Below are 13,237 nucleotides of genomic sequence, written 5' to 3'. Positions count from 1 at the left end.
CATAAGGTGCAGCTCTCCCCCTTCCACATGCTTCATATGATAAACATACAGATAGTAACTGTATGGAAAGGGTGGATACACATGAAACGTACTTACGATTATCAGGCTACAAAAAAACATTTAGAATTAAAGAAACAGCAGTTATGTAAAAAACTCACTAGCGTTAAACTAACTGAAGAAGAACGCAAGCAAATACATTTAGAAATTGATAACTACGAATATATATTAAACTTAGTCGAAATGAATCATTATGAACGAGGGTTTTCTCATTAAAAGCGGATAAAAAATTATTCACTTTTCCTTTTGAGCATTTCATTACGCATTTTTCGTAAGTAAATATATAATAGGATGTACATTAAGATTGAGAGGTATATTCTATGATCAAATTAAGTGTATTAGACCAATCACCTATTTCAGATGGTAGCACAGCAGCCCAAGCTATTTCACATACAGTTACGCTTGCACAAGAAGTTGAGAAACTCGGATTCACACGTTTTTGGGTATCCGAGCACCATAATTCAGTTAGCTTAGCTGGTTCAAGTCCAGAAATACTCATTTCACATATTGCCGCGAAAACTGACCGTATTAGAGTTGGTTCTGGTGGTGTTATGCTGCCACATTATAGTCCATATAAAGTTGCCGAGAATTTCCGCGTTTTAGAAGCACTTTATAAGGGCCGCATCGACCTTGGTGTCGGGAGAGCGCCTGGTGGTATGCCGATAGCAACTCGCGCACTTCAAGAAGGTAAAATGGTCTCACTTGATCAATATCCAGAACAAATTGCAGATATTGCTATGTACTTACATGATCAAGTACCAGAAAACCATCATTATGCAAACTTAAAGGCTACTCCAGTTATCCCAACATCTCCTGAAATGTGGATGCTCGGTTCTAGCGGAGAAAGTGCAATGATTGCCGCAAAGCAAGGCGCTTCTTTTGCATTTGCACAGTTCATTAACGGATACGGTGGCCCTGAAGTAATGAAGGCTTACCAAGAACAATTCCAACCTTCCTATTTAGGTGATAAACCAAAATCAATCGTATCTATTTTTGTTATTTGCGGAGAAACAAATGAAGAAGCGGAGAAGATTGCATCAAGCCTTGATTTATCGATTTTACTATTAGAACAAGGAAAACGGACTACTGGTACTCCTTCTATTGAAACTGCTCAAAATTATTCGTATAGTGCTTATGATCTATTCCGCATAAAAGAAAATCGTCAACGTATGATTGTCGGTGATCCGTCTTCTGTGAAAGAAAAAATATTAAACTTAAGCAAAGCGTATAATACTGACGAATTTATGATTGTCACGATTACTCATCAATTTGAACATAAATTAAACTCTTATCGCCTATTGGCAGATGCTTTTAATTTATAATAACGAAAAGGAGATGCATCACATATGATGCATCTCCTTTTCTTACTACCAATCAATTGTTTTTGCTTCCTATATATTCAATAGCTTCTTTTAATAACTCATCAAAATTATGAGGATAATCATGATTTAAGTTAGGCACAACTTTATACTTATGTTCTATATTTTTATCCTTTAATAACGTTACAAATTGCTGTGTACCTTCAAAACAATCTTCATCTTGATCCCCACATATTATATATCCTTTTATGCTTTTATCATGCAATATTCCAATCATCTCTTCCCATTCTTCCATTTCCGGAAGCCACGGTGCCACAAAAATAAAACCGTTCACTTCTATTTCACCTTGTAACATGGAATGTAACGCTACTCTTGCCCCAGCAGAAAAGCCACCAATAATAATATTCCCAAATGTTTTATTCACTTTAATCTTATTGTAATGTCCTTTTAACTCATCTCTTCCTCTTTCGATATTATCCCACACATATCCATCTGAAAATTGAATTTGGGAAGATTGAGGCAATGCTAGCATAAAACCTTGTTCCATTACAGAGTTCCAATATGGTTCTATTATTTGTATATTTTCTTGATCCCCATGCAGTGTTATTAGTAGATTTTCAGTTTGTTTGCTGTATTTATATTTCACGTCTGCTTGTTCCGATTTCTTTGCTAATTCTTCTCTTTCTTTACATAATTGAACCATTCTATGAAACTCTTCAAATTTATGTAGTGGTTTTAAATCATCATCGGAAATTAAATACTCACTTCCGTACCAAAATCCATTTTCTATAATTGCTTTCTTCATTAAATGCAACGCTTCTTCTTCAAGTCCTGCTGCACTTGCTAATGCATATTTAAAATTATATATTTGTGCTTCATTACCCATTACATCTTTAGCATTATTCATTATATAAGAATACGCTTCAAAACTTCCTTTATTTGCATAACAATGTAACGTTTCATTTAATAACTTAATATAAGTCATATTATTTTCCATATAGGAATTCCCCCGTAACCTTTTATAATAATTGCTTCTCCAATCTTCCTATCATTCTAGGGTCACGGTATAAGTAGTTAAATTCTACAATTCAACTTAATAATACCTGATTCTCAGAATGATATTTAATAGTTAATGTATGTATACGCATAATACACCACTCCTTCCTATCCACTAGTTGTAGTATAAAGTTAAATAAACTGAAAAATCAATATTTCAATAAAAAAAGACAACAATAATATTATTGTTGTTGTTCTCATAACATCTGCCCACTATTCTTTTTTCTTATCTGGTTTACTTGAAACTAAATAATGCTTTTCTGAAATATATAAGTTTCTTTTTAATATACGATTTAAATATGGTCCTAGCTTCACTCCGCATATGAGGCGATCTTCGCTATCTTCAACAATTGGGAACATTTCTTTTTCTGTTACATATTGATCTACGGCCTTTTGTACGATATCAATTTCTTTAACTAGGTTTAAATTTTCTTCTGTATGTTCAAATACTTCAAGCGTTTCCTTCGTTATCAGAAAAAAATTTGTTGGAAATGCAGGTAAATAGGGCTTTAACAAATCATAATTTACTGTGTAATCATCATTTACTAAAACTGTATAAACGATATTAGCATTCGTTTCTAGAAACTTCGCCATCGCTTGTTCTAATTCATCTTTCGTAATTTCCCTATCTTCTTTTCCAGTTCTGAAAAAGCGAAACATTGTATCGCCTCCTTTTTACTATATTATAGCATAAAAGAAAACTGAAAAATTATAAAAAACTCTATTGAAAGAATTTTTCAATAGAGTTTTTCTTTAATCCATTTATGTTTATTTTAAGAATGCACTTAACATCCATACGTGTTGTTCTAATGTCGTATGAATTGCTAATAGCATATCAGCCGATGTTTCATCATCAGCTTCATCAGCTACTTCCATACCTTCTTTTAATTCTTGAATAAGTGCAGAAAAATCGTTTACTAAAATTTGCACCATTTCTTCTGCAGACTCTTTGCTTGTCCCTTCGATTACAGTTGAAGTTGCTAAATACTCTTTCATTGTCGCTAACGGTTTTCCTTCTAACGCTAAAATACGCTCTGCTAACTCATCAATGTATGTTCCTGCTTCATTATAAAACTCTTCAAATTTCTCATGTAATGTAAAGAAGTGTGGTCCTGTCACATACCAGTGATAATTATGCAATTTCACATATAACACATTCCAGTTTGCTACCTGCTTGTTTAATACTTCAACAACATTTGTTTTCGTACTCATACAATCCACTCCTCTTATCATTTTATAATTATTATCTTTTAATAACTCAATTACATTTTACCATACATTTCCTACTCTTCCGAATGAACAGCTTATATGTAACAAAGTTTTAACAACCTTAATATTTCCCTAATATCATATAATTCATGTATTCTTTCAACTACTTCACATGTCTAATTGTCCAAGCTCACACATATGCATAATAGTAAGTCAAGCTCATCATAGAAGAAAGAGGGATAACATGGACAATCAACAATGGCAAGTAGCAAAGAAAGTCGCTGCTACTTATATCGGAACTGTCGTTGGAGCTGGATTTGCTACTGGGCGCGAAATTGTTGAATTTTTTACAGTTAACGGATTTTACGGAACCATTGGCATATGTATAAGTGGATTTTTTTTTATTTGGCTCGGCACAAAGATGATGTTACTTTCATCACAAATAAGGGCATTCTCAGCTCAAGAATTCAACAAATATTTATTTGGGGATGTATTTGGAAATGTCGTAAACACATTACTATTACTCGTATTATTTGGTGTAACGAGCGTTATGTTATCAGGAGCCGGTGCAGTATTTGAAGAACAACTCCGCCTCCCGAGACAACTTGGTATTTTCATCACGGTCATCGCCTGTCTCATTATTGGGAGCCGGGGATTACAAGGTGTTTTTGAAGTAAATACGCTTGTCGTACCTATTATGATGATCTTTATTATCGGACTCGCTATTACAACCTTTTTCCATAGTACAACACCTATTAGTAATACTATTCCTGCAGAGAGCTGGAATATGAAGTGGATTACTAGCCCTATTACATATGTCGCTTTAAATCTTTCGCTCGCCCAAAGCGTTCTCGTCCCGTTAGCCAGTGAAGTAAAAGATCGAAAAGCCATTTTGTGGGGTGGAATTTTAGGTGGTGCAGGACTTTCTTTAATTTTATTATGCAGCCACTTAGCTATCTTATCAGTCGACCAATTTTATCAATACAATATCCCAATGGCTGAAGTCATAAGAAGATTTAATGCAACTTTTCACTTTTTCTTTGTTCTTATTATTTTCGGTGAAGTGTTCACAACTTTAGTTGGTAATGTGTTCGGGATGACAAAACAAATGCAATCCATTACCGGATGGAAAAGTAATAACATTATTTACTTCATATTACTAATTAGTTATTGCTTTAGTTTCATCGGATATAGTGAATTACTTCATATTCTATACCCTATTATCGGTTGGGTGAGCATCATTTTACTACCGATTATTGCCTTTAAACAACTTCAAAAAACATAAAAAAACATCCGTGTATACGGATGTTTTTCATCTTCATTCACAGTCTTCACATACTTCCCAGTACGGCCCCATTTCTACTGCAAGATATGGCTTTAATTGCAAACGAATCATTCGACTTGGCATGCGTTCCAATACGAATTGAATGCCGTCTTCCTCTTCATCCAACTCAACTTTTGAAATAGCAATTCTTTGCATAGTAGTAATAGGGCTTCCATCTTTATATAAAGTGATTTTCACCTCATCATACTCATTAAAATACAATTCAACATTCATTTGCTTTTTTAACATTTCATCAACAATTTCATAATTATCATTTTGTTCCTGGATTATATATTTCCAGCCGCCTCTATCTAATTTTATCGGAGCAGCTTGGAATAATGTCATCAAATCCTCGTATAGCATAAGATAACCCCTCTCTTACTAAAAAACGATGAGTATTTTATATACCCTTTATCTCTATCACTATCCATGTTTATTGTACCATATATCACGAATCTTACTGCATTCATTTGCTTTATAAACACATACAAAACATATAGTATTTTCAGTTCACTCTCTATTCACTAATACGTCCTCTTACTGATAACTTATCACTTTCCTTATTTCCTACACACTACTTATAACTCTTAAAAAACCACAAAAAAGAAGAGTAATTTATATCACTCTCCTCATAAGACTTTTCCTGTAGCTGCTAATGCTAACACTATAATTAAACTTGCAAATAATAGTGATACAATTAAACTAAAAATCGGTAATATTTTCTTTTCATTCTTCTTAAATAATAACCTTAAACTAAGAATGATATTTAATGGAACAAATATAAAATAAAAGTATTTAACGATTTGTAATGAGCTATTTGAAAGTGTTTTAAATACAAACACTTCAATTAAAAAAGCAACAAAGAATAAAATGCTTAACCAAAACGAGACATAGCTAAGCCAAGAATGTCTTTTCGTTCCCCAATACACTCCCATACTGATCTCCTTTAAACGTAGTCTATATTATATTAATTATACACCCGCTTAACAAATTCCTCTATTTTTCGACAAACATTAAATACATTGAACCTCTAATCCGTTTATCAGCTAAAAGACTGTCTCTAATAGCACTAACGCTATTTTGAGACAGCCTCCCTTTTTATACTTTAAATCTTTCAATTAATACTTGTAACTCTTCAGCCATTTGAGATAGTGTACCAGCTGCAGAACCAATTTCCTCCATGGAAGCTAGTTGCTCCTCAGCTGACGCTGCAACACTTTGTGTACTCGTCGCATTATTTTGTGCCGTCATAGCAATTTGACCAACCGAAATAGATACTTCATTTGCACCTTTTGACATCCCATTAGCTGTTTCAACCATCGTTTTAATTTGGTCAGCAATTTCATTTGTAGATTGTAAAATTTCAGTGAAATTTTGTTTTGTTTCATTTGCAATAACAAGTCCAGATTGAACTTCTTCATTTACATTATTCATAGATTTTACTGTCTTACTCATATCATCTTGTATTTCACAAATTAATTTACTAATTTCACTTGATGATACACTAGATTGTTCTGCTAATTTTCGTACTTCATCAGCAACAATTGCAAAGCCTCTTCCATGCTCACCAGCTCTTGCAGCCTCAATTGCTGCATTTAAAGCTAGAAGATTTGTCTGATCTGCAATATTTTGAATAACTTCTAAAATATCACCAATTTGCTTTGATTTGTTATTCAACAACTGAATAACAGCATCTGACTGTGAAACAGATTCCGCAATAGATTGCATTTGATTTACTGTTTTTCCAACTAGCTTTCCACCATCTTCTGCTTTTTCGCGAGTGTGAGCAGAAGCAGTATTAATAGATGATGAGCTATTTGCTACATGCTGAATCCCTTCTGTTACATCAAACAGTAACATAGCACCATTTTCTACGCTTACTGTTTGCGTCGTTGCACCACTTGATATTTCATCCATTGCTGATGTAATTTGTTCAGTCGCTTCACTCGCTTGTCTCACACTTGCTGTTAACTCTTCAGATGCAGCTGCAACATGCCCTGCTGAAGTATTAATTCTTCCAATTAACGTTCTTAGTGAATCTGTCATTTCATTAAAACCTTTTGCAAGTTGACCGATTTCATCGTTTGAATTAATTTCAATTGTTTGCGTTAAATCTCCTTCACTTATTTCTTTAGAAGTGGCAACTAATCTCTTTAAAGGTTTTGTAATAGAAAGAGTTACGAAATAAATAAGTGCCCCTCCTACAACTAATGAAATAAGCATAACAATTAACATATTATAAAATACAGGCTGAGCAGCTTCAATTACTTCATTTGAGTACATCGTTCCACCGATTTTCCAACCTGTTTTTAAGTTTGTAGCAAATACCATTTTCTTTTCACTACCATCATACGTGTATGAAAAAGTGCCTTGATTATCTTCGTAAATTCTCTTTGCCCAAGAATCAGCTGCTTTATCTCCTGGTTTTTCTTGAGGATGCGCAATTATTTTTTGTTTTCCATCTAAAATGAAAGTATATCCTTTTTTACCAATATTGATTAACTTTGTTGTTTTCAATAAATTCTCTAAACTTAAATCTACCGCAACAACACCATTTTTATCTTCTGTTTGTTTCGCAATCGTTACGACAATATGTCCATTTCCTTTCGCCTTATACGGTTCAGTGACCACGATTCCACCTTGTTTACTCACTGCATCTTTATACCAAGAACGAGTTGTTGGATCATAATCTGCTGCCATTTGTATATTTGGTTCTTGCACAAACTTCTTATCATTGCCGGCAACATATACTTGTTCAATATCTTTATTTAAATTAATATATTGAGATAATACCTTTCTTAATTCATCTTGATTATCTCCTTGATACATATCACTATGAATCACTCGTGCAAAGTTATTTACTTCGTTAAATTTCGCCTCAATCATTTGATTGATTAAATTATCTAATATTTTTATATTATCGTGAGCACTACTCGTAATTTGTGATTCAAAATTCTTTTTAGCCGTTTGATAAGACATTCCTCCAATAATAGAGACAGCCGCAATTAAAATTATCAAAAATGAAATTAATAGCTTTTTTGCTACTTTTATATCTCGAAACCACCTTAACAGTTTATTCATTATAAACCTCCTACATTTAAATATTAAGTTTTAAAGATAAATGACCAATTATGAATATATCCCATTCCCTATCCTCTATTTTTACAATTCGTTTTTGATAAACACCTTGTAAAGTTTAAACAAATATCCCCCCTTTGTCTATATATATGAATAATATTATTATAAAATTTACAAATACAAAAAACCAAAGGAATAGTCCTTTGGTTTTTTACATTTTTTTATGTTGTTTAGAAATCTTCTTCCACTTATCACGCTCAGCTCTTGCGAGAATAGCATCTTGTTTTCTCATAAAATACGCCAATTCTCTTTGCAACTTTTTATAGCTTTGCAAACGATTTATCGTCATTAGCCCGTTATCAATTGCTTTATGCACTGCGCATCCTGGTTCATTCTCATGTTTACAATCTCGAAAGCGGCATGTTTTTGCAAATTCTTCAATATCAGAAAATGTTGTTTGGATTGCATCGCTTCCTTCCCAAAGTTGTAACTCCCTCATGCCAGGAGTATCAATGACTAAGCCCCCACTCGGTAGTTGGAACAGCTCACGATGAGTTGTCGTATGCCGCCCTTTACTATCTTCCTCACGTATATCTCCCGTTTTCGCTATCTCAATTCCTACGAGTGCATTTAACAAAGTAGATTTTCCAACCCCTGATGAGCCGACTAAAGCAATTGTTTTTCCTGAAGCAACAAATTGTTGTAATGAGTCAATACCTCTATGCTCTAAACTATCGACGACGAAGACCGGAACACCAATTGCAACAGCTTCCGTTTCTACAATTTTTTGTTCCACATCTTCACATAAACTACTTTTTGTTAAAACAATAACAGGCATTGCACCACTTTCATACGCTAATAGTAAATAACGCTCCAACCTTCTTACGTTAAAATCATGGTTAAGTGCATTCACTAAAAATAGATAATCTACATTTGTTGCGATAATTTGTTCTTCAGTTCTGTTACCAGCTTCTTGTCTTGAAAAAGAACTTCTTCTCGGAAAAATACGGTGAATAATTGCCTTTTTCTCATTTTCTATTTTCTTTATATACACCCAATCCCCAACTGCCGGATAATCTCCCTTCGTTAACGCTTCATGACGAAACTTCCCAGACAGTTCCGCTACATATTCACCATCATTACAAATAATCCGATATATATGCTTATGCTCAAGTAAAACACGCCCTACTTCATAGTTCTCTACAGCTTGTTCTTCAAAAAAAGAATCCCATCCGAAAGATTCTAAAATATTTTGATCCAAATTGATATCCTCCCTAGTTTGAACTTAGTGGAAGGATTGTGCGCTCACTTATAGAGTATCGCCCTTTCCGTCCACCTTTGTATTTGGTTTATTATTCATATAAGTTAATTTCGCCATAATACATCACCCCGTTCTAATTTTAATTACTCTCATTATATGGAATATCCCATTAAAAAGCTACCTTATTTAACGTAATTTTCAAATAACTTTTTTTTAGCATTTTAATTTGTCCGCGATGACTAATTTCATCTTCTAGCACATGAAACCAAAGGTAGTGCTGATTATACGCTACGCCATTAGGCCACTTTCTTTCTGACATTAGCCATTCGTCATCCTGTTCACTCAAACACTTTAGTGTTTCTTCTCTCACTTTTTGCAAAAGTTGTACATAATACGGTATGTCATAGCCACGAATAGATTTCCCTGCTTCCCCTAAATACAGTGCATCTTCCCATATTTCTAATTCTTCTTTTGTAAAGTCACGCTTTTGAAATGAAATAAGCTGATGTGCTTTTTCAATAGCTGCTATATGTTTTAATAAGGCGCCAATTGAATTCCCACCACTTGGCATAATTAAATCTAATTGCTCAACTGATAGATCGTTTATTTCCTGTAATGTTACAGCCCTCGTATGTTCCAGCATGCTTACTAATTCCCCTATATTTTTTGTATAACCATCTACACTTCTTATTCGATAATCTATATTCATATCACGCACCCCTTTCTACATTCATATTAAGGAATAACCGCTTCTTATAATAGACTGAAATACATCAGATTTTTCTGTTATAATTAAATTGAATACGGAATAAACCTAAACAAACTTTCTCAATATGCTTATATGAAATATTAAAAGGAATCAATATAAAATTATCGAATCTTATTCACTAAAAGGAGTGGATTCGATGGAAATGTATCAATGGCTAACCGCAGTTCTCGTTGGTGGCATTACTGGCTTCGTTTCCCATCTAATCAATAACCAAGGCAAGTTATTGCTTCCACGCCGTTTAAAAACTTTTTTTCATTTTGGATTTTTAACTGATATTTTTACAGGTAGCCTCGCCGCACTTCTTGGACTCGTTTTATTCGATGTCACCTTAATAAAAGAAATTATAAAAGTCTCCATTGTGACCGCTATTTCCGGTCAAACGTTTTTACTTCACCAAGCTCTTGGTGGTGAACAGGCTAAAAATACGCAAATTGGGAAAGCTGATGAGAAAATCCAAGAAATTGACAAACTATTACGACGTTAGTCTATACTTTCTCTAAAAATTATTGTTATAATAAAAAATAAATATTTTCTATTGCGTCGTTTGTCAGAAGAAAGGGTGTTTCGTATGACAAAAAAGAAAATAGAAGATTTCTTAACAAACACCGAAAAAGAGGAACTGCTAGAAAACTATAAATGTTTACGAGAAGCCCGCACAAAAAGCGAAGCTAACTATTTTGGTGAGGCAGTAGACCATCTATTAAATAAAGTAAAAAAACGAATTATTGAAGAAGCAGGAATACATGATGAAAATGCGGCAACAGTTCAATCTAAACGAAAAGCACTGTTTTAGCTAAAACAGTGCTTTTTATTACGGCATTTTTCACATTACTTTCACATCTATTTCACAAATATAAGTATTCCTATATGTTAAACTAAGTATATCCTTTTCCAAGGAACTATATGCCGATATATAAATCCCTATCTCTTTAGGGATTTTTTGTTTTTTGGATTTCCCCGATTTATTTTTAAAGGCTTTATGATGCAATTCCTGTTTCACTATCTTCATTAAGCTTTTCACTTTTTCTAAACAAAAATAAAGCTCCTATATATAGTAACGCAGTAAAACTACCTACAAGTATAAAATTGTGAGATGCTGCAAATAACATTCCTGCTATTGCCGCTCCAATCATTTGGCCAATATACATAGAAGCATTAGCAAGAGCGGCTCCTGTTCCTCTTGCTATACTAGACATATTTTGTAAGCGCCCCATCATCAATACAAACAAAATTCCTGTCACAAAAAATAAAACAAAGAAAAATAACTCTACAAATATAATGTTCTTTAAATGAGGAAGTATGACATATAGCACTGCTGTAAATACAATTCCACCATAGAAAGAAAGGTTATAACCAATTTTATTTACGATTCTCGGCCCTAAAATGTTACCGGTTAAATTTCCTAATCCTAATACGAGCATAGCTGTACCTACTTCATGAACTTGTAAGCCAAATTGACTGGAAAGCCACACACCAAAGAATGAAAATGCTGCAAAATTACCAGTTTGAAAAACAAAATATGCAAAATAAGAAAGTGAAACCTTTGAATCTCTAAGTAATTGCTTATAGCCCTTTAATATATTTTTTTCATTTCCACCTATTTGAACTGGTTGTATTTCTGGTAATGTAACATACATAAGAACGACAAGTAGTGCTGATAATATACCAATGACGAAGAATGGTGTTGTATAATGTATCGTTGCTAAATATGCTCCAATTGGCAGTCCTAAAATTTTGGAGATTGATAACCCTGCTGTTGCAATTCCAATTGCTTTTACAATTTGCTTCTTCTTTATAAGGAGCGGAATAGATGCCCATACTTGTGGAGATACAAAAGCTGCACTTACACCTGCTAAAAATCTAAATGTTAGCATCCATAAAAAACTCGGTGCCATTCCACACAAAAATGTACTTAATGCAAAAAAACTCATTCCTAATACCATCACTTTTTTTCTGTTTAAGCCATCTGATATAGGACCAGCGATAAGCGCAAATCCAGCGTATCCTAAAGCATATGAACTCACCATCCATCCTGATAATTCAGTTGATACATGATACACCTGTTGTAATGTTGGCAAAAGTGGTGAAATTAAGAAAGTATCTGTACCAATCATAAACATTATCGTAAAGAATACAGCTAGCACTCTTTTCATTTAAACCTTCTCCTTTTATATAAAAAGAGGGCCCTATCCCTCTTTTCAACTAATCTTCTAATATAGATTCAATCTCTTTCATAACCTTCTCATTCAATGAAACATCCACTGCTCTTACACTTTCTCTTATTTGCTCCGCTCGTTTCCCACCAGGAATAACAGTATCAATTCCTTTTTTATTTAATAGCCATGCTAAAGCTAAATGTGATACTTCAAGATTCATTTCTTTAGCTAAATCTTTTAACATCTCAACTTTTTTAAAGTTATTTTTATATGTATTTTCTTCAAATAGATTTACACTTTGACGCCAATCGCCTTCATTTAATTTAAAATTTTCTGTATATTTCCCGCCTAGTATCCCAAAAGCAAGAGGCCCGTACGGTATAAATGAAATACCTGATTCTATACAATATGGCAAAAGTTCTTCCCCAGCAGCACGATCCAACATATTATACGGTGATTGTACAACATCTATATGTCCGTGCTGATTCGCTTCTTTTAGTTGCTCTACATTTACGTTAGATATTCCAATTGAACGAATTTTCCCTTCCTCTTTTAGGCGAGTAAGCTCTCCAATTGAATCTATGTAACTTGTTTCAGGATTTGTAAAATGTAAATAATATAAATCAATATAATCAGTTTGTAATCTTCTTAAGCTATTTTCCACAGCATTTCTTAAATAGCTTCGTTCATTATTAATATGAACCTCTCCATTTAATAACGGCTGAATTCCACCTTTTGTAGCAAGTACAAACTCGTGGCATTTTCCTTTTAATACTTCTCCTACCAATTCCTCTGATCTACCGAAACCGTATGAATCTGCTGTATCAAAAAATGTAATCCCTTGCTGAATTGCTTCTTCTATTAATCTTTTTCCTTCTTCCTCATTCACATCAGCATATAAATTATGTCCCCCAACAGCGTTTGTTCCTAACCCCAACTTCGAAATATTTAGTCCTGTCTTTTGCAATTTTGTATACTTCATTTTTTATCCCCCTATATTTCTATTGT

General features: G+C 33.6%; 14 protein-coding genes and 1 pseudogene. 5 read left to right on the top strand and 10 right to left on the bottom strand.

The features are described from left to right. Positions 1-81: 81 nt before the first annotated feature. Together JFU54_RS26030 and JFU54_RS26025 are read left to right on the top strand one after the other, a co-directional pair. Positions 82-273, top strand: coding sequence for a DUF3896 family protein (locus tag JFU54_RS26030; protein WP_002012420.1), 192 nt, complete (start codon positions 82-84; stop codon positions 271-273). Positions 274-377: 104 nt separating this feature from the next. Further along, positions 378-1,379 carry an LLM class flavin-dependent oxidoreductase gene (locus JFU54_RS26025; RefSeq protein ID WP_201066963.1) on the top strand — a complete coding sequence of 334 codons (1,002 nt, stop codon included), beginning with the start codon at positions 378-380 and terminating at the stop codon, positions 1,377-1,379. Positions 1,380-1,431: 52 nt separating this feature from the next. Here JFU54_RS26025 and JFU54_RS26020 read toward each other — a convergent pair whose 3' ends face one another. The 3 genes from JFU54_RS26020 to JFU54_RS26010 all read right to left on the bottom strand — a co-directional run bounded on the left by JFU54_RS26020 (position 1,432) and on the right by JFU54_RS26010 (position 3,644). Continuing rightward, positions 1,432-2,373, bottom strand: coding sequence for an alpha/beta hydrolase (locus tag JFU54_RS26020; RefSeq protein WP_002031449.1), 942 nt, complete (start codon positions 2,371-2,373; stop codon positions 1,432-1,434). Positions 2,374-2,645: 272 nt separating this feature from the next. Then, positions 2,646-3,092 carry a DUF3939 domain-containing protein gene (locus tag JFU54_RS26015; protein WP_201066961.1) on the bottom strand — a complete coding sequence of 149 codons (447 nt, stop codon included), beginning with the start codon at positions 3,090-3,092 and terminating at the stop codon, positions 2,646-2,648. A gap of 108 nt (positions 3,093-3,200) precedes the next feature. Further along, on the bottom strand, positions 3,201-3,644 hold the full coding sequence (locus JFU54_RS26010; RefSeq protein WP_002012416.1) for a Dps family protein: 444 nt from the start codon (positions 3,642-3,644) through the stop codon (positions 3,201-3,203). Positions 3,645-3,885: 241 nt separating this feature from the next. Here JFU54_RS26010 and JFU54_RS26005 point away from each other — a divergent pair, with 241 nt between their 5' ends. Continuing rightward, positions 3,886-4,926, top strand: a complete 1,041-nt coding sequence (locus JFU54_RS26005; protein WP_002168589.1) for a YkvI family membrane protein — start codon at positions 3,886-3,888, stop codon at positions 4,924-4,926. A gap of 33 nt (positions 4,927-4,959) precedes the next feature. On the opposite strand, the gene JFU54_RS26000 is transcribed toward JFU54_RS26005, so the two are convergent. From JFU54_RS26000 to JFU54_RS25980, 5 genes and pseudogenes are all read right to left on the bottom strand, one after another. Next, positions 4,960-5,328, bottom strand: a complete 369-nt coding sequence (locus tag JFU54_RS26000; RefSeq protein ID WP_002126974.1) for a DUF3979 family protein — start codon at positions 5,326-5,328, stop codon at positions 4,960-4,962. 266 nt (positions 5,329-5,594) lie between these two features. After that, a complete protein-coding gene (locus tag JFU54_RS25995; RefSeq protein ID WP_002012413.1) occupies positions 5,595-5,900 on the bottom strand; it encodes a hypothetical protein in 306 nt (101 codons plus the stop codon). 163 nt (positions 5,901-6,063) lie between these two features. After that, positions 6,064-8,046: a methyl-accepting chemotaxis protein gene (locus JFU54_RS25990; RefSeq protein ID WP_201066959.1), complete on the bottom strand. Its 1,983-nt coding sequence runs from the start codon at positions 8,044-8,046 to the stop codon at positions 6,064-6,066. Positions 8,047-8,254: 208 nt separating this feature from the next. Further along, complete coding sequence (rsgA, locus tag JFU54_RS25985; RefSeq protein WP_002031441.1) at positions 8,255-9,304, bottom strand: ribosome small subunit-dependent GTPase A; 1,050 nt, start codon at positions 9,302-9,304, stop codon at positions 8,255-8,257. A 182-nt stretch (positions 9,305-9,486) separates the two neighbouring features. Continuing rightward, positions 9,487-10,013: pseudogene (locus JFU54_RS25980) on the bottom strand (DinB family protein). A 196-nt stretch (positions 10,014-10,209) separates the two neighbouring features. Between JFU54_RS25980 and JFU54_RS25975 the strand changes: the two are divergent. Together JFU54_RS25975 and JFU54_RS25970 are read left to right on the top strand one after the other, a co-directional pair. Beyond that, complete coding sequence (locus tag JFU54_RS25975; RefSeq protein ID WP_000426320.1) at positions 10,210-10,557, top strand: DUF4257 domain-containing protein; 348 nt, start codon at positions 10,210-10,212, stop codon at positions 10,555-10,557. A gap of 84 nt (positions 10,558-10,641) precedes the next feature. Then, positions 10,642-10,866 carry a hypothetical protein gene (locus JFU54_RS25970; protein ID WP_002012407.1) on the top strand — a complete coding sequence of 75 codons (225 nt, stop codon included), beginning with the start codon at positions 10,642-10,644 and terminating at the stop codon, positions 10,864-10,866. Between the two features lie 184 nt (positions 10,867-11,050). Here JFU54_RS25970 and JFU54_RS25965 read toward each other — a convergent pair whose 3' ends face one another. Together JFU54_RS25965 and JFU54_RS25960 are read right to left on the bottom strand one after the other, a co-directional pair. After that, positions 11,051-12,226: an MFS transporter gene (locus JFU54_RS25965; RefSeq protein ID WP_201066957.1), complete on the bottom strand. Its 1,176-nt coding sequence runs from the start codon at positions 12,224-12,226 to the stop codon at positions 11,051-11,053. A gap of 49 nt (positions 12,227-12,275) precedes the next feature. Further along, the gene (locus JFU54_RS25960) at positions 12,276-13,211 is read right to left on the bottom strand and encodes an aldo/keto reductase (RefSeq protein ID WP_201066955.1); all 936 of its coding nucleotides are present in this window, start codon (positions 13,209-13,211) and stop codon (positions 12,276-12,278) included. Positions 13,212-13,237 lie beyond the last annotated feature (26 nt).

This window comes from Bacillus sp. TH19 (assembly GCF_016651075.1).
Taxonomy (GTDB): domain Bacteria; phylum Bacillota; class Bacilli; order Bacillales; family Bacillaceae_G; genus Bacillus_A; species Bacillus_A mycoides.
Note: the sequence above shows the minus strand (reverse complement) of the source record. Positions and strands in the feature narration are given on the sequence as shown.